Origin of the sequence: Mycoplasmoides alvi ATCC 29626 (assembly GCF_000701785.1) — a bacterium.
Classification (GTDB): Bacteria; Bacillota_I; Bacilli_A; order Mycoplasmatales; family Mycoplasmoidaceae; genus Mycoplasmoides; species Mycoplasmoides alvi.
Genome location: NZ_JNJU01000001.1, coordinates 230,622 through 249,129, shown reverse-complemented (window position 1 = coordinate 249,129; position 18,508 = coordinate 230,622). Strand labels below are relative to the sequence as shown.

The 18,508-nt window shown below is 22.6% G+C and carries 17 protein-coding genes and 1 tRNA gene; 12 read left to right on the top strand and 6 right to left on the bottom strand.

Annotated elements, in window-relative coordinates:
- The first annotated feature begins 7 nt into the window (after positions 1 to 7).
- The 6 genes from T383_RS0101010 (at position 8) to tsaB (ending at position 3,278) form a co-directional block, all read left to right on the top strand.
- A complete protein-coding gene (locus T383_RS0101010) occupies positions 8 to 604 on the top strand; it encodes a DJ-1/PfpI family protein (RefSeq protein ID WP_052663935.1) in 597 nt (198 codons plus the stop codon).
- A 23-nt stretch (positions 605 to 627) separates the two neighbouring features.
- The gene (gene hpf / locus T383_RS0101005; RefSeq protein ID WP_033159789.1) at positions 628 to 921 is read left to right on the top strand and encodes a ribosome hibernation-promoting factor, HPF/YfiA family; all 294 of its coding nucleotides are present in this window, start codon (positions 628 to 630) and stop codon (positions 919 to 921) included.
- Between the two features lie 7 nt (positions 922 to 928).
- Positions 929 to 1,002: transfer RNA gene (locus tag T383_RS0101000), tRNA-Thr, on the top strand.
- A gap of 69 nt (positions 1,003 to 1,071) precedes the next feature.
- Complete coding sequence (gene lspA, locus T383_RS0100995) at positions 1,072 to 1,722, top strand: signal peptidase II (RefSeq protein ID WP_052663933.1); 651 nt, start codon at positions 1,072 to 1,074, stop codon at positions 1,720 to 1,722.
- Positions 1,723 to 1,725: 3 nt separating this feature from the next.
- Positions 1,726 to 2,682, top strand: coding sequence for an RluA family pseudouridine synthase (locus T383_RS0100990; protein ID WP_033159788.1), 957 nt, complete (start codon positions 1,726 to 1,728; stop codon positions 2,680 to 2,682).
- Between the two features lie 23 nt (positions 2,683 to 2,705).
- Complete coding sequence (tsaB, locus tag T383_RS0100985; protein WP_033159787.1) at positions 2,706 to 3,278, top strand: tRNA (adenosine(37)-N6)-threonylcarbamoyltransferase complex dimerization subunit type 1 TsaB; 573 nt, start codon at positions 2,706 to 2,708, stop codon at positions 3,276 to 3,278.
- Between the two features lie 18 nt (positions 3,279 to 3,296).
- Here tsaB and T383_RS0100980 read toward each other — a convergent pair whose 3' ends face one another.
- Positions 3,297 to 3,779, bottom strand: a complete 483-nt coding sequence (locus T383_RS0100980) for a YfcE family phosphodiesterase (RefSeq protein ID WP_033159837.1) — start codon at positions 3,777 to 3,779, stop codon at positions 3,297 to 3,299.
- A 4-nt stretch (positions 3,780 to 3,783) separates the two neighbouring features.
- A complete protein-coding gene (uvrC, locus tag T383_RS0100975; protein WP_033159786.1) occupies positions 3,784 to 5,562 on the bottom strand; it encodes an excinuclease ABC subunit UvrC in 1,779 nt (592 codons plus the stop codon).
- Positions 5,563 to 5,678: 116 nt separating this feature from the next.
- Between uvrC and hrcA the strand changes: the two genes are divergently transcribed.
- The 6 genes from hrcA to T383_RS0100945 all read left to right on the top strand — a co-directional run bounded on the left by hrcA (position 5,679) and on the right by T383_RS0100945 (position 13,113).
- Positions 5,679 to 6,707, top strand: coding sequence for a heat-inducible transcriptional repressor HrcA (gene hrcA, locus T383_RS03965; RefSeq protein ID WP_033159785.1), 1,029 nt, complete (start codon positions 5,679 to 5,681; stop codon positions 6,705 to 6,707).
- On the top strand, positions 6,688 to 7,350 hold the full coding sequence (locus T383_RS0100965) for a hypothetical protein (protein WP_033159784.1): 663 nt from the start codon (positions 6,688 to 6,690) through the stop codon (positions 7,348 to 7,350). Before hrcA ends, T383_RS0100965 begins: the two co-directional genes overlap by 20 nt.
- Positions 7,351 to 7,370: 20 nt before the next feature.
- The gene (locus tag T383_RS0100960; RefSeq protein WP_033159783.1) at positions 7,371 to 9,338 is read left to right on the top strand and encodes a 1-deoxy-D-xylulose-5-phosphate synthase; all 1,968 of its coding nucleotides are present in this window, start codon (positions 7,371 to 7,373) and stop codon (positions 9,336 to 9,338) included.
- Between the two features lie 168 nt (positions 9,339 to 9,506).
- Positions 9,507 to 11,240: an MFS transporter gene (locus T383_RS0100955; RefSeq protein ID WP_033159782.1), complete on the top strand. Its 1,734-nt coding sequence runs from the start codon at positions 9,507 to 9,509 to the stop codon at positions 11,238 to 11,240.
- An 11-nt stretch (positions 11,241 to 11,251) separates the two neighbouring features.
- Positions 11,252 to 12,193, top strand: a complete 942-nt coding sequence (locus tag T383_RS0100950) for an L-lactate dehydrogenase (RefSeq protein WP_033159781.1) — start codon at positions 11,252 to 11,254, stop codon at positions 12,191 to 12,193.
- Positions 12,194 to 12,270: 77 nt separating this feature from the next.
- On the top strand, positions 12,271 to 13,113 hold the full coding sequence (locus T383_RS0100945) for an alpha/beta fold hydrolase (RefSeq protein ID WP_033159780.1): 843 nt from the start codon (positions 12,271 to 12,273) through the stop codon (positions 13,111 to 13,113).
- A 165-nt stretch (positions 13,114 to 13,278) separates the two neighbouring features.
- Here T383_RS0100945 and T383_RS0100940 read toward each other — a convergent pair whose 3' ends face one another.
- From T383_RS0100940 to parC, 4 genes are read right to left on the bottom strand one after another with little or no spacing between them, the layout of a single operon-like run.
- Positions 13,279 to 14,346 (bottom strand): nicotinate-nucleotide adenylyltransferase, encoded by a 1,068-nt coding sequence (locus T383_RS0100940; protein WP_169735586.1) that lies wholly within the window; start codon positions 14,344 to 14,346, stop codon positions 13,279 to 13,281.
- A gap of 6 nt (positions 14,347 to 14,352) precedes the next feature.
- Positions 14,353 to 15,444, bottom strand: a complete 1,092-nt coding sequence (locus tag T383_RS0100935) for a GTPase (RefSeq protein ID WP_156940229.1) — start codon at positions 15,442 to 15,444, stop codon at positions 14,353 to 14,355.
- A gap of 4 nt (positions 15,445 to 15,448) precedes the next feature.
- Positions 15,449 to 16,051 (bottom strand): YqeG family HAD IIIA-type phosphatase, encoded by a 603-nt coding sequence (locus T383_RS0100930; RefSeq protein ID WP_033159777.1) that lies wholly within the window; start codon positions 16,049 to 16,051, stop codon positions 15,449 to 15,451.
- Positions 16,052 to 16,054: 3 nt separating this feature from the next.
- Positions 16,055 to 18,508 (bottom strand): DNA topoisomerase IV subunit A, encoded by a 2,454-nt coding sequence (gene parC / locus T383_RS0100925; protein WP_052663931.1) that lies wholly within the window; start codon positions 18,506 to 18,508, stop codon positions 16,055 to 16,057.

Here is an 18,508-nt window from a genome sequence, read left to right as displayed (position 1 = left end):
TTTTAATATGAATTCAAAAATAACTGATAATAATCTTAGGGCAAAACCATTAAAAAAGCAAATTAGAATTGCTGCAATGGTTGCCACTGGTGTTGAAGATATAGAACTTATTGTTCCAATTGATGTTTGAAGACGTGCTCATTTTGTTGTTGATTTGATTTCAATTGAGAAAAAAAATAGTGTTTTGCTTCAAGGTGGTGTTTCTATCAAATGTACACAAACAATTGATAAAACAAATTTAAAGCAATATAATGCAATTTTTTTGCCCGGTGGAAAAGGTTATGAAAAATTTTTATTAGAGCCAAAATTAATTGAACATTTAACAAAATTTAATGAATCTAAAAAATGATTGCTTGGTATTTGTTCATCTCCCATTGTTTTTCATGAACTTAAACTATTAAAAACAGCAAAAGTTGCTTGTTTTCCTGATGAATCAAATAGATTAGGAACAAATTTTTCAAAAGACCCAATTGTTGTTAGCCAAAATTTTATTACTGCAATGTCATTAGGATATGTTTTTGAATTTGCTCTAAAAGTTATTCAAACATTGTCATCTAAAACTGATGCTAATGAAGTTGCTAAAAGAATATATTATCAAAAATAAAACAAGTTAAAAGGTATATGACAATGTTTTCAATTCGATGAAAGGAAGCTCACCCTTCACCTGCGGTGAGGTCATATTTTGAATCTAAGTTAAATAAAATTTATCGTTTTAAAGATGTTGACCAAGGATACACAAAAGCTGAAATAGAGTATTTCAAACATGAAGATAGTTTTACAGTTAGATTAAATATTTCTATTTTAGGTTCACATAAAATTCATTCTGAAGATCATAATTCTGATGTTTTAACAGCCATAAATAAAGTTGTTGAAAAAACATTAGATCAAATTAGAAGACTAAGAACAAAAAGAGAAAAATAGTCTTCATGCCGATTTAGTTTAGTGGTAAAACAAGTGCATGGTAAGCACTAAAGACAAGTTCAATTCTTGTATTCGGCACCATATTAAAATGACACTATAACACAATCTTTTTCAAAAAGATTGTGTTAAATTTATAATTATTATTAATTTATGAAAAATTTAAAATTAAATGTTCAAAAAGAATTTAAAAAAATAAAAAATAATTTTATTCAAAGTAATACTCAAAAAAATTGTTGAATAAAAATAATAATTTTATTAGTCATATTTGCTATTGTTTTAGCTATTGTTTTTGGATTACGTGAAAGATTTTTGGGCGAAATTAACAAAGGTATAATTCAAAATACTGGCTTTATTAATATCAATGTTATAAAAAATACTGGTATTGGTTTCGGAGCATTCAACGATAATACAACTTTAGTTTATTTGTTGCAAATAACAGTTTTTGTAGTAATTTTAGTTATTTGATTGTTCAATCATAAAATTAGTTTACTAATTCCATTAACATTAATTATGGCTGGTTCTATTGGTAATATTTTAGATCGTTTAACTTCTGGTGATCATTCTGTTCTAGATTATTTTCAATTTTGATTTGGCGGTGCAATTTTTAATTTTGCTGATTCAGCTATTGTTGTTGGTTTCATAATCTTATTTTTTACTACTATTTATTTTTTTATTTTTGATTTAATTAAAGAATCAAAAAATGAAAAAAAACTAAAACAAAATAATAAAATTGAAGAAAAATTGAATAACACAAATCAACATTGCTTGTTTAGTAAGGAAAACTCCTTAATAGAAAAATAAAAAATGACTAAACATACTATTAAATTAAATAAAAATGAAAAAAGATTAGATATTTTTTTAGCTAATTATTTAAGTTTATCAAGAAATAAAACTTCTTTTTTAATTTTAAATTCATATGTCAAGGTTAATAAATTAATTGTTATTAAAAATAATTTTTCTTTAAAAGCAGGTGATATTGTAGAAGTTAATTATGATTCCAAAGTTTTTTTAGAAGAAAAAGTTGAATTAAAACCATATGAATTTCCATTAAATATTATCTATGAAGATGATGATTTGATAATTATTGATAAACCTAAAGATTTAATTACACATCCAACATCTCATAACAAAACGACTACTTTGCTAAATGCTGTTTTGCACCATGTTAATAAAGAAAAATATGAAAAGTTAAATTGCAAAAACAATATATATATGGTTCATAGACTTGATAAGGATACTACAGGATTAATTGTCATTGCCAAAAACTTTTTTACCATGTCTAACTTACAAGAACAAATTAAAAATCGTGACATGAAAAGATTTTATCTAGCAATAGTGAATTATCCATTTAATGAAACAACAGGAACAATTGATGCTCCTATTGGTAGACTTAAAGGTGATAATACAATAAGATTTAGTGTTATTAATGCTAAAAATCCTAAAAAATCAATCACTAAATTTTATGTTTTAGATCAAAATAGTCGCTATGCATTGATTAAATGTGAATTGTTAACTGGAAGAACACATCAAATAAGGGTACACATGAGTTTTATTGAGCATTGAATATTAAATGATCCTATATATGGAATAAAGTCTCAAAAATTAGAAAAACATAATCAATATCTTCATGCTTATCAATTAGAATTTACGCACCCCAAAACTGGAAAAAAATTATTTTTTCAAGCACCTATTACTAAAGAATTTAAATTAAAATTAAATACCTTAAATTTAAGCATCAATAAATCTATTGAATATGTATAATACAAATAAGTACTTATCTATATATGAAAAAATACAAACTTTTTTTTGATTCTTCTTTTAAGAATTTAAATTTAATTCTATTAAATAAGAATAACAATATTGTTAATTTTTTTTCAATACCAACTAATAATAATTTAACTGATATTGCCTTAGAATATTTAAATGTTTTTTTAAATAAAAATAAGGTAAAAAGAGAACAAATTGAGAAGTTTTATTTAACTATCGGTCCTGGAAGTTTTACGGGTGTTAGAGTTGGTTGTATATTGGCTAAAACATGATGCTATTTAAATAAAAATTGTTCTTTAAATGTAATTGATTCTTTAAGATTCCAAGTTCCATTCGCTAATGGTATTAGTGTTCTAGATGCTAGAGGTAACAAAGAATATTGTTGCGTATATAAAAACAATGTTGGAACTATAAAAATTTTGGAAAATACAAAATTTGAAGAAATATGCAAAAACAACCTTGATTTGCCATTATATAAAAATTATTCAAATGTAAATATTTCAGAATGCTTATTAAATAACTTAGAAAATTTTATTGAAATTGATAATATTTTTGAATTAAAACCTTTATATGTAAAAAAATCTGTTTAATAAAATAAGTTTAGCAATTTATGTAAATTCATAAAAATGAATTTCTAAGTTAATTATTTTATTGCAATCAACAATAAATGTAACATATGATGGTAACATTTCTGCATTTCTTGGCAATTCCAATGAACCAGGATTAATTGTTATTATGTCACTAATTTTATCTATATCTTGGATGTGCGAATGACCATATATTAAAACATTAGCATTATTTTTTAAAGCAATTTTAACTAAATCTTTTTTTCATTTTTCAAGATTAAATCGATTAGCTTGATGACCATGCATTAAAATGAATTTAATATCTTCGATTTTAAAAATTTCAATTTCATTACCAATATAGTCATTATTTCCCGAAACTCAAAAGTTTGCATATTGATTCATTATTTTTTCATCGGTGCAATGATCGCCTGAATGAATTACAACATCGGGATTTACTTTTTTTATTAATTCAATTCACTTTTCATTTCTGCCATGAGTATCAGAAACACACAAAACTTTTGTCATAATTTTAATAATTTTCTTTTTTCAATTTTTCTTTAATAGAAATAGCAACTTTTTTTGGAACAAATTGACTTAACTCTTCAATTGTAGCATTACTAATTTTAGAAATTGTTCCAAAATGAGTTAATAGTTTGTTTTTTCTTATTTTTCCTAAATTTGTAATTTTATCTAAAATTGAATTAGTAATAGATTTTTGATGTTCTTTTCTAAAATAAGTTATTGCAAATTTATGAACTTCTTCTTGCATATTTGCTAAAAAAAAGTAAATATTAGAATTTTTATCTAATTTAATTTTTTTATTAATTGTTTGAATATATGATGTTTTATGTTTCTCATCTTTTGCCAAACCAATAAGATTTGTTTTATTAATTATATTTAACTCTTTTAATGCTTTATGAGCAGCATTTAATTGAATTTTTCCTCCATCAACAATAATTAATTCTGGAAATTTTATTTTTTCCTTGATTAGTCTTAAATATCTTCTATATATAATTTCATACATACATTCATAATCACTTTTAGCTTTTTCATTTTTTATTTTATATTTTCGATATTTTTTTTTGTTAGGTTCTCCATTTTCATAAACAACCATTGCTGCAACTTTATTAACATTGAAAATATTTGAATTATCAAATATCTCAATAGATTTAAGATTTTTTATTTTTAATATATTGCCTAGTTCTTCATTAGCTTTAATTGTTCGTTCTTCTTTTAACAAAATTGACTTTAATTTTATATCTAACTCAATTTTGGCATTTTTAATTGCTAAATCTAAAATATTCTTCATCTTTCCTTTTTCAGGATTTAGAATAATTATTTTTAAATTATTTTCCAACAATTTAGATGTTGTTAAATTTAATGAAACATATATTTTTTTAGGTTTTTTATTGCTAGTATAATATTGAAATAAGTAACTACTTATAGCATCATTGGTATCACCTGCAAACTTAGAAATAGTTGAATTTTTGTTTATTAATTTTCCATTTACATATGAAAATATAACAATGCAAATATAATTATCAATTGATGTATAACCAATAACATCAGCATTATTTTTGTTGTTGTTTAAATTAATTAATTGCTTATTTGAAAATAATTTAATTGCATTTTGCAAACCTAAATAATGTTTTGCTTGTTCAAAATCTAACCTTTCAACTGCTAAGTTTTCTTTAATTTTTAATTCATTTAGCACTTCATTTGAACCATTTGTAAAAAAATTGTCAATTTTCTTTTTCATTAATTCATATTTTTCTAATGTATCTTCATTTACACAAGCGCCCATACAAAGGTTTAAATCGTAGTAAAAACATTTTTTGTTTTTACTAGAATTACATTTTCTTAAAGGAAACAATTTGATTAATAAATTATAAATCTCATATGCTTTCATATCTGAATTAGCAAAAGGTCCATAATATTTGCCTTTTTTTGGATTAAATTCATGTGTATATAAAAATCTTGGTTTTTTTTCATTAGTAACAAGAAAGTAAGGATAACCATTGTTATGTTTAAGTAATACATTGTATTTTGGTTTGTATTTTTTTATCAAATTTGCTTCTAAAATTAATGCTTCATTTTCATTTTGAACAGTTATAAAATTAACATCAAAAATTTCATTAACTAGTTTAAGTGTTTTGCTATCTTTACAAGTCAAAAAATATTGATGAGTTCTTTTATATATGTTTTTAGCTTTTCCAACATAAATAACTTCATTTAATTTATTTTTTCAAATATAGCATCCATATGTTTTTGGAGCATTTTTTAATTTATTTTTTAAAATCTTATTCATTCTTAAAATAATATATTATCTACATAACAATTAATTAAAATGTAAAAATAAAAATTTATATTTAAAATCTTATGAATATAGTATATATTTATAGATAAATTTTGTAGATACATTTTATGAAATTAACAGATAGGCAAAATCGTTTGCTAAAAGCAATTATTGATGAGTACACTACCACTGCTGCTCCTGTCGGTAGTAAAGTTTTAATTGATAAGTATTTTAAAAATCTTTCAAGTGCAACAATCAGAAATGAAATGTTTTTTTTAGAAAAAATGAATCTTGTGGAAAAAACACATACTTCATCTGGAAGAATGCCATCATTAAATGGTTATAGATATTATGAAGAACATCTTTTAGAACCAGATATTAATTTTAATATTAGAAGTAGATTAAGAAAAATATTAAATAATAGAACTAGAACCATTAATGAAGTTATTGAAATTTCTGTAAATTTTATTAATGAAATTACTCAACTACCATCTATTGTTACTCATATTAATGCAGATGAAAGATTATGTAGAATTGATCTTGTTAAATTGAGTAATAAGTTGGCATTAGTTTTAATTATTTCTTCTTCAGGTAATGTTGTAAAAAAAACAATTCAATTTGATGATTTACAACAATATAATGATGTTTCTATTTGTGTAAAAGTTTTTAATGATCGATTATTAGACACAAAATTTTCTGAGATACCATCAAAATTAATTTTATTAAAAAACATTATTAAAAAAATGGTTAATGAATATGAATTTGTAATTCAAGAAATTGTAAATAAAATTTTTGATTTCAATACAAAATATACAAGCAATATTTATGGAACAAAAAATTTAATAAAAAATACTGAATTTCTAGATCGTGAAAAATTGATTAAAATAATAGATTTGTTGGAAAATACATCAATTTGAGAACAAATTGCATACAATCAACAAAAAACAGGAAAAACTATTATTACTTTCGGTGATGATATAGGTGTTGAAGGTGTTTCTGTTGCTTCAACAGCTTTTAATTCTGAAGACGGAACAAAACATCAACTTTCTGTTGTTGGACCAACAAGAATGGATTATGCAAAAATTAAAGGACTATTAAATATTTTTAAAGAAGAAATTGAAAAAATAGGTTTAAAAAATGAAGAAATTAAAGATTAACATTAAACCAATAATTTTGCATGTTAATAAAGTTAAAAAAAAATTTATTAAAAATGATCATATTTTTTTTGACTTATACAAAGAATTCAATAAAATGAAGATTTTTGATAATTTACTAGCAATGATTTGTTATTTTTGAATTAATAAGAATAAAAATATTTTAACCACAAGCATTAATAATAGTCAAATAAAAAAAGCACCATGTGATGAAAACAATGAATTAATAAATGTTTTCAAAGAAATCATTTATTTTGCAAGTAAAAAAATAGCTGATATTAGTTTAGATAATAAAGAAATTGAATATTTTAATTTTGAAAAACTTTACAATGAATTTTCTAAAAAAAATGCAAGAAAACTAACTGAAATTTTTTCTACACATTCAATTAATCTTAAAGAAGAATTACTTGCAATTGAACAATGTTTAGAATCATTAATCAATTTTAATTTTATTGATTTACATACAAATGAACTAAAAATTCTTAAAAAAGAAGAAAAACTTTCAAAATATGATAATTTGATTTTATTAGTGGAAAAACAAATTGATTATTTGTCCAATTCATATTCAAGTTTTAAAAATGCAAATTCTCCAAATTTTAATTTTATTTTTAAAACAATTTTAACCCTTAGAAAATGTATATATTAAATTAAAAATAAAATTAAATTATGACAAATAAAAGTAAAAATATTTTAAATTCAATAAATGAATATAGCGATTTTAAAAAGATTGATAAAAAATTTTTAAATCAATTGTCATTTGAAATTCGATCTTTTATTATTGAACTTTCTAAAAACAAAAATATTCATTTAGGAAGTAATTTGGGAATAATTGAAACAACTATTGCATTAAGCAAAGAATTTGATTTAAATAAAGATATTTTATTTTATGATACAGGGCATCAAGCTTATGTTCATAAAATTTTAACTGGTCGCAAAAATTTAATGCATACAATTAGAGATACAAATGGTATTGCAGGTATGCAAAATATGAAAGAATCAATTTATGATTATTATTCTGGGGGGCATTCTGGTAATTCTTTATCAATTGCTAGTGGATTTTTAGAATCAATTAAATTTGAAAAAAAGCAAATTGAAAAAAAATGAGAAATTTTAATAAATAATTTTCTTAGAATAGAAAAAAATAAAAAGAAATTAAAGAAATTAAAAAAATTAAAAAAAACATTTCAATTTAATGAAAAATATGTTGTTCCAATTATTGGAGATAGTGCTATTGCTAATGGTATGGCCTGTGAGGCTTTAAGTGATATTAGTTTTAGAGATTTAAGACCAATAATTGTTTTAAATGATAATGGAATGTCAATTTCAAAATCTGTAGGTTCTATTCCATTAATGATTTCAAATTTAAAAACTAATAAATTATTAAGTTTTATTGAAAAATTTTTATATTTATTACTATGGAATACTAAATTTGGCAAAAATATTTATTCTTTTTTATACAAAAATTTTCATAAAATTGGACAGTTATTATATGGTGGTAACATATTTACTTCATTAGGGTACCAATATATTGGGCCAATTAATGGGCATAACATTAAAAAGTTAATTATTGCAATTAAAAAGGCAAAATGATATCAAAAATTTCAACCAGTTGTATTGCATATTAAAACTGAAAAAGGTAAAGGTTTAAATAATAATAAAAAAGATTTAATTGGAATAAATCATTCATCAAATTTAGAATCAAAAAAAATAAAAACAACTGGCGAATATTTAAGTGAACATTTACTAGCATGGGTTAATTTAAACAAAAGTATTTATGTAATTAATCCAGCAATGACCTATAATTCTGGTTTTTTAAAATTTTCAAAAATCCACAAAGAAAATTATTTAGATGTAGGTATATCAGAAGAGCATGCTATTAGTATGGCAAGTGGTATGTCTATAAAGAAACTAAAACCAATAGTAGTAATTTATTCATCTTTTTTACAAAGGTCATATGATCAATTACTTCATGATCATTCTCGTTTAAACTTGCCATTAACATTATTAATTGATCGAGCAGAAATATCTGGAGGAGATGGGGATTCTCATCATGGAATTTTTGATGTAAGTTTTTTAAAAACATTTCCAAATACAATTATTACATCTCCATCTAATATAATGGAAGCTAAAATGTTGATTGATTTCTCAATTGAATCAAATACAAATAATATTTTTGCAATTAGATATCCAAAAATGTTACCATTTATATCACTAAATGAGCATGATAGAAATGAAATTCAAGAAATTATTAAAAATAAAAGATGAAGGTTTATTAATACAAATGATAAAAATAAATTTGCTATTGTGACATATGGAAAATGAGTTAATATTTTTTTAGATTTAATTCTAGATAATGATTTTAAAGTTGATGTAATTAATGCGATATATATCAATTCATATCAACCCAATTTATTAGAAGAAATTTTTAATAAATATAAAAATATTTGTGTTTTTGAAGAAATTTATGGAGATTTAGGTTTGTCAAATGATTTTTTGAAATTTAAACATAAAAAAGATGTAAAAATATTAGTTAAAAATTTTAAATGTTTTCCAGGAAGTGGTAATAACAAAGACATTTATAAAAATAATTCACTTGATCCTTTGATGACATTAAAAGAATTAATAAATTTGTAATTTGCTTTTAATTGTAATTGCATATTAACATTACATACCTACTTACATGCCAATTATTAGATTAATAAAATTTTAAAAAATTTAGTTATATAATGATCATGGATGTCTTATAAATTATTTTGTAAAGTTAGTTTTATTAACTTAAAATTTAATTAATGGAGATTGGTGATGAGTACTATGCATTGTACTTCACAAGTAGTTTTGTCTAATTCAACATCACAAATTAGAAAAGAAAATAATGAATACTCTCAAAAAAAATTAGTTTTACTTTGAGGATTAATATTAGTTGGTTATTTTCTTTTTGTTGTTCAATGATATTCAATTTCTAACTTTCAAGGTTCAGGATTTGGAACTACAAATGCAAATGGATGAGGGGCAACTTTTTTTAGTTCACCACCATCAGCTATAGTTTCAGGTTCTTTAAATTGAACAATAACACTAGGAAGGGCAGTTGGTTCAATTTTAGCCGGTTGATTAATAGCCAAGATTGGCCATAAGTATGCAGTTATAACTGTTTTATCACTAATGGTTTTATCTTTCCCTTTTATAATAGTTTCGCAAAATCAAAGTTGAAATGCATTATCTATTGCTGGTGGTGCCAGTTTGTCTCCTGATGGAGTTGCAACTTTAGGTATGTCATTGTTTGTTATTTTTAGAATTTTTTTAGCAGTGGGCGGCACAACACTAATAACTTATACTAATTCAATTATTTCTAGAATGGATAACAAAGAAAAAGCAAAGTACATGACAATTAATCAATTTGGATTTAATGGCGGTGCTTTTGTTGCAAATATATTTTTTGTAATTCCAGGTGCAATTGGATTAGTAAATGGAAATTCTATTATTTGAACTGCAATATTGTCTAGTTTTGTCATTTTAGTTTTTATTATTCTTGTATTATACGTCTTATACGGAACTGAAATGGTAAATAAAAGTTCAAAGTCACAAATTTCGCCAAGTAATGAACAAATAACTTTAGGAAAAGTTATTAAAGAAAAAAATACACTTGTTTTAGCTGGAATGTTTTCAATTTGATTAATTTCAGTTGTTTTTATTACTTCTTCTACTATGCGAACATTTATTGAACAGTCACCGGCTAATTTTAAAGCATTAGCAATTGCTAATGCTTTAAACCCAAATGTTAAGAACATTAATACATCAAGTTGATATTGAGTTTGACCAACATTTATTTGTTTATTTGTGGCTGGTTTTTTTCTTGGAATTTTTTGATTAGCAAATTTCGGGAAAACAATTTTTGAACGTCGTTTTTTTGTTCGTTTTATGTTTGCTTTTGGTTATTTATGCATGTTAATATCATTATTATGCGGTTATTTTGGAGGTTATGATAATACAGCAGCTTTAGTTTTTATGTTAATTTTTATTTTCTTGAGTGGGTTTTTTTTGTGAAGTGTTCAACCTATTTTATTAACAATTCCTCAACAATTAATAAATTCAAATCCTAGGTACATGGGTTTTGCTGCTGGTTTAATTTGAGGAATTGGATACTTAGGGTATACGATTGGTGAAATTTTAATGAGTTCATTAACATCTTTTGTAAGTCCATTTGGTAATTTTGCTGGTAATTTTCAAATTGTTGGAGAAACAATTAGAAATGAGGGTATAACTACTTATAATGATGCTATCAAAGAGTTTAACAATTTGTTATCAACTAATTTCTTGTCAATAAAAAGTGTTGAAACTCCTGGAATAATTGCTAGTTTTATAATTTATTGAATTATTTTGTGTAGTATTTTTCCATTAACTATTGTTCAACCAAAATCAGGATATTGAAATAAAAATAATGAATTCATAATTTTTTATGAAAAGTGGAATCCATTTAAAAATTTTATGCAATGAAATATCAAAAATAAAAATTATTTAATTGAAACATATTCAAGGTAGGTTTATTATTTATGAAAAAAATTAATGTTATTTCAATTGGATCAGGTGCTGTTGGTAATTCTTTTTTATATTCATCAATTAACCAAGGTTTATCAGGAAGTTATGGAATTATTGACATAAATGAAAAAATAAGGGATGGAAATATTTGAGATTTTGAAGATGCAAGTTGAACAAATCAAAGAACATTTAATATTTATAAAGCAGAATATAAAGATTTAAAAGATGCAGAATTTGTAATTATTAGTGCAGGTCGACCACAAAAACCCAATGAAACTAGATTACAACTTGTTGAAGGAAATGTCCATATTATGAAAGAAATTGCTAAACAAGTTAAAAATTCTGGTTTTAAAGGAATTGCTATTATTGTTTCTAATCCAGTAGATATTATGACATATACATTTTGAAAATATTCAGGATTACCAAAAAATAAAGTAATTGGTTCTGGAACTACATTAGATACTGCTAGATTACGACATTTCATTGGATCACGTGCTAGTGTATCTCCTAAGGCAGTTCAAGCTTATGTTTTAGGCGAGCATGGAGATTCTTCAGTTGTTGCCTTTTCTCAAATTAAAATTGAAGGCGTTCCACTATCAAAACTAGAAAAAATTCATAAAATTAACAGTAAAAATTATGAAAAATTATTAGAAGAACCTGTTCGTAAAAAAGCTTATAAAATTATTAATAATAAAGGTGCAACATATTATGGTATTGGTAATTGTGTTGCAGCAATTTTAAGATCAATTATTGATAATAGTTATGAAATTTTACCAGTTTCAACTTATCTTAATGGAGAATATGGATTTAAAGATATTTTTATTGGTGTTCCTAGTGTTTTAACACGTGATGGTGTTAAAATGATTCTCGAAATAGATCTTAATAATAAAGAAAAGAAAAAATTATTTGAATCTATTAAAATTTTAAAAGAATTTGTTGTTAAATATGTTAAATAAATAAAATAATTTATTTTAAATCTTCAACTATTTACATTAGAATTGAATGAATAAATACTAAATGAAAAGATTAATCAATGAATAAATATGAATATTTTATAAACGATGAATTTGAATATTATTACCGGCCTGCTAAAAATAAAAATCAACAAACAATAATTTTTTGTCATGGTTATGCAGCAAATTGTTATTATCACAACTCGTTTAGTGACCAAATTTCTGATAATGATTATTATTCTATAGTTTTTCCAGGACATGGAGAATTATCTTATAATCCTCAAAAGCTTAAAGTATCATATTATGCTAAATATTTGGCTAACTGAATTAAAAAAATGAATTTTAGTAAAATTATTTTAATAGGTCATTCTATGGGGGGAGCAATTGCAGTTTGTGCCACCAATATGCTATCAAAAGACATAGTAGATAAACTTATTTTAGTGTCACCTATGAATTCAACATCTGTTTATAAAGGAATAAAATTTAAAACAACATTTAGACCTAAACCTAAAAAAATGAAGCAATTTTTATATAAATTTTCACGTTCATTGTTTTTTGATAAACGTTCAATTTATGATGATCCAATTAATGGAGAAATGCTTTTAAAAAACGATTTAAAATATTATAAAGATCATGCAAATGCATTTTTATTACTTAACAATCAATTAGGAAGTTTTAATGAACTTTTATTCATTAAAAATAATTATAAGAACTTAGATACTAAAACATTCTTAATTTTAGGAGAATGTGATTCAATTTTACCCATAAAAAAAACAATTAAAAGATTAAAACATGATGTTAAAGATATTTGAATTATTCAAATGTTGAGGACTGGACATTTACCATTCATAGAGCGTTCTATCGATTATTTTAAAATTATTCAAAACATCATAAATGAAAAGTCTTTAAAAAATGTTTATTAATAAATTTTATAAAATTATTTATTTTTTTTAACTAAGTCTGTAAACTTAAATGTCATAAATTGCATTTTATAATTTAAAAATTTTCAAATAGTTAATAAAAGTATTTTAATTAAAAATTTTGATGTATTTTTAATGAAATTGCTTGTACACACAGACATATATATATTAATTAGATTTTGATTTTTCAAAATAATTTTTTATTATATTGCTTAATATTTTGAATGCTAAATTAATATTTTTATTTGCTATTTTTTCAATTTGTTTAACATTAAAAGGTAATTTTTTTTGTTGAAAAATTCTAGCCGGTTCGCATTTATCTGCAACAAAAACTATTTTATCTAATTTTGAAATTTTATTTTTGATAGGTTCAGTATGTCTATAAACAGCTTGCAATATTTTTTTATTTTTAAATAAATAATAATACTTCATAAAATAATAACCAACATATGGATGTAATGTTTTTATTGATGTGTATTTTTTTATATTAAGTAAATTAGCATAATAGATTAATTCATTATCAGTAAACTCTTTTGCTAAATCATGAAATAAACCAGCTATATATGCATCATTAGGTTTTATATAATTATTTTTTATGGCTAATTTTTTTGCTAAAATTGCAGTTCTTTTGCAATGTTCTCATCTTTCTTTAGACAAAAACCTTTTAATTCTATCATCTGTATATAATCAATTATCATTAATATAATTAATATTTTTTTGACTCATATATTTTTTAATAGAAGTCTTTCTTAATGTTGATGATGAAATATCAATATTAGAATTACCAATAATTTGAATTTTAAATTTTTTCAAATTAGTTTTATTAATTTTATTTTTTGGTCTAGACACACATATAATATTAGTTAATTTAGAAATTTCTTTTGCTTTTTTTCATGTATGAAAATTATTTAATTGATCTGAACCTATTAACAAATATAATTTACTATTTGGAAATTTTTTAAGAAAATAATTTATTAAATTTATTGAATATAAATTTTTATTTTTAATATTTCAAATAGATAATTTAAATTTTTTATATTTATTTATATCATTTTTAATCATTCTACATCGATGATTAAAATGAGAAATTAAAGAATTTTGTTTTAATTCATTTGTATAAGATGGAACAAAATACAATAAATCACTTTTTGTTTTGTTCATGGCAATTTTTGCTACTGTTAAATGACCTTTATGAAATGGATCAAAACTGCCTCCATAAATAATTACTTTTTTCATTGTCATTTAAAACCTTGAATTATTTATTAAAATTGGTTTAGAAATATTTTTATCCATATTTATTTTTAATAACAAAATATTTTTTAAAACAATAAAACCTAAATTATCAAAAAATAAAATATTAAAGTCATCTTTCAAAATGTATTCATACTGTGCCATTTTTTTATTCTTATTTTCTATTAAAGGATTAATTTTATTATTTTTTAAATTTTGCCCATAAATTTCTACATTTTGGTTTAAATAAGAAATTAAATTTTTTTGTTTATTTTTTTCATTATCAACAATAACAATTATTTCAGCAAAGTTTTTAAATTTAAATAAACGATCATTTTTAATTTGAAAAACTTTATTAACAAATTTTGATTTTGATCCAGAAAAATTTTTTAAATTTTCATCTGAAATTAATGTTTGAAAACTATTTTTATCAATAAAACCAGGTAAATCAATTATAGTAGCATAATTAGGTATTATAATTTGTTTTATGTCTTGGGTTGTATTTTTATAATAACTTGTTGTTAAAAAATCATTTTTAAAATTTTCTTGATGTTTTAGTATTCAATTAATTATTGAAGATTTTCCTGAGTTAGTAGGACCGCAAAAAACTACCTTAGATTTGATTTTAGATGCTTTTAATAATGCATTATCTATTAGTTTAAAATTTAACTTTTTAAGTGACGAACATATTATAATTTGTTCTTTTTTAACTTTAAAATCATATTTATCAATTAAATCATTTATTTTTCTACTTAATAAATTAATATCAAAGATATCTGTAAATAAATCAATTTTAGAAATAATTAAAAAAAATTTTTTTGATTTTTCTTTTAATTTTAAAATTTCATTTTTTTTAAAGAATATTTGAGAAAATGAACAAACATAAAAAGTAGTTTTATCAGAAAAATCAAATTTATTTAAAACATTAGTAACATGCTTTTCAATATCGTCTTTTTTATGATTAAATGTATCTTGGTTATAGTATTTTAATTTAAAACATCTTTGACATAATTTTGCTTTTTCTATAACAGGTGTATAACCAATTTTATCTATAATATTTGTTAAAAAAACACCACAACCCAAACATTTTTTATTTATATTCATATTATTAAAGAATTTCATTTGCGCCATCTATAAATTCTTGGTTTAATGAATTAATATTTAAAAAATTATTTTTTTCTAATTTTAAATAAATAATATTTTCAATAAATTTTTGAATTTTTTTATTATTGGTTTTTAAATCATAAATTACTTCTAATAATGGATGGACTAAAATTGATTTACAACCTAATCTATTAGCTAATAAAATATCTATAAGCAATTTATCACCAATAATTATTGTTTCTTCTGGTAATATTTGATTTTTTTTCATATGTTTTTTTACCTTATAGACTAGTGGTTTTTTTGCATTAGAAATATAACCATCAATAATATGTTCATCAATTAATTCTTTACAAAATTCAAAAACTCTTTTTTTAGAATTATTTGATAATATTCAAATATGAATTTTTTCATTTTTAACTTTTTTTAAAAATTGTTTAACATTATTATTTGGTTTTCGACTAAAATGAGGAACTAAAGTATTATCTAAATCACAATAAATTGTGCCTATATTTTGATTTACCAAAGAAAAAATATTTATTTTTTCAAAACTATTTATATACATACTAGGTCTAAAATAATTTAAAAAAGAATTATTTTGAGATTTCATACATTACTCATTTTTAAATTGATCCATTTCCTTATCTGGCAAATAAGCAAAAATTAATGATTCTAAGATAGGAGAACTCATTCTAGAATCAAAATCTAGCAGTGGAATTTGATTTACTGAAATAATTTTAGGTTCTTCACTATTTTCTTGATAACAAATAATATTTTTTTGCTTACCATCAATTAATATTGCACTAACCAATTTATACGGTTTAGATTTTATTTGATTTAAAATTGGTTTTCCCATTGTTGCTCGACTTAAGGTTATTAAATCTTTAATTGCTATTCTTTTAATTCCGTTGCTTGCGAATAATACAACATAGTTTTCATTTTCAGGTTCTATTATCGAACAATTAATTAAAAAATCTTCATTTCTTAATTTTATGCCTCTAACCCCCATACCCTTTAAACCAATAACACTAATTTCATCAATATTAAATCTCAATGCATTTCCAAGTTGAGAATAAAGAATTATTTGCTGATTTTCTCCACAAACTAATTTTGCATCTACTAGAATATCATTTTCTTTTAGATTCATACAAATGCTTGGTTTGATAATTTTACAATTAAGGACATCTCTTATATAAAATCGTTTTACCATTCCATATTTTGAAACCAAAACAATACTTAAATTATTTTCAACATTTAAATTATCTTTTAAAACTTTAGCAAAAATAATTTTTTCATTATCCCTTAAAGTAACAATATTGTTTATATGATTACCTAATTCACGAATTTTTCCCTCTTTAATTTTATGAATTGGTAAACAAATAAAATTGCCAAAGCTAGTAATTATTAATATTCGGTCTAAAACTTGTGCATTTGAAACAAATACTAATGTATCATTTTCTTTCATTTTTAAATTACACAATGTATTTAAATTATCAATTTTTTGAGTTGTATATTTTATATAACCATTGCGGCTAATAACAACATTAATATCTTTATTTTCAATAATATCAACATCAGAAATAACAATTTTTTCAACACCTTTTTCAATTTTAGTTTTTCTAGGGTTGTTAAAAATTTTTTTATAATTTCTTAAAATACCTTTTAAATAATGTTTACGATATTGTTCATCATTAAGAATTTTATTTAATTCAATGATAGTTTCATTAAGAGTTTTAAATTCTTCTTGCAAACCCAATACATCTGTATTTGTCAATCTATATAATCTTAGTTGAACAATTGCTTCTGCTTGATTATTAGTAAAAGCAAATTTTTCCATTAAACCACTAATTGCACTAGTTTTATCTTTTGACAATCTAATTAATTCAATAATTTTATCAATAATTGAAGTAGTCTTAATTAAACCTTCAATAATTTCTAAACGGTTTTTTGTTTTGTTTAAGTCAAAAACAGAACTTTTAATAATTATTTCCATAGCATGTTCAAGATAACTATCTAAATAATTAATTAATGTTGTTTGAATAGGTTTCCGGTTATAAATTGTAATATTATTAATGTTATAAGTAATTTGTAACTGTGTATTTTTAAACAAATATCGTTTTATTGTATCTGCAATTTTTTCATCACCTTTGTATTCTAAAACAATTCTAATTCCATTTTTATCTGATTCATCACGAACTTCATTTAAATATGCTATTTCTTGATTATCAATTATTTCTTCAATGCTTTTAATTATGGATGATTTATTAGTTTCATAAGGTATTTCACTAATTACCAATTGCATTTTATTATTTACAATTTCATTATCTATTTTAGCTCTTAAAATAAATTTACCTTTACCTGTTTCATAACTTTCTTTAATTCCATTATCATCACAAATAATTCCACCTGTTGGAAAATCTGGACCAGGGAGAACTTTAATTAAAGAATCTAATCTACAATTTGGGGAATCAATTTTCATAATAATTGCATCAATCAATTCATTAATATTGAAAGGAGGGATGTTTGTTGCATAGCCAGCAGCAATACCAGTAGCTCCATTAATGAATAAATTCGGCAACAATGTTGGCAATAATGTCGGTTCATATTCAGTGTCATCAAAATTAAAAACAAATTTAACTGTTTCTTTTTCGATTTGGTTCATCATACTAAAACCATACGTAGAAAACTTAGCTTCAGTATAACGCATAGCCGCTGCACTATCGCCATCAATTGAACCATTATTGCCTTGCATATCGACTAAAGGAATATTATTTTTTCATCATTGGCTCATTCTAACCAATGCTTCATAAATTGAAGAATCTCCATGTGGATGATACTTACCAATGACTTCGCCAACAGTTGTTGCTGATTTTTTATGTGCTTTTTCAGGATTCAAACCAATTTTATACATTGCATAAAGAATTCTTCTTTGAACTGGTTTTAATCCGTCACGAATATCAGGTAAAGCTCTGTCTTGAATAATATACTTTGCATATTTTCCAAAACTATCTGACATAATTTCATCAAATTCTTTTTTCTGAATTTTTTGATAAATTTTATTATTCAT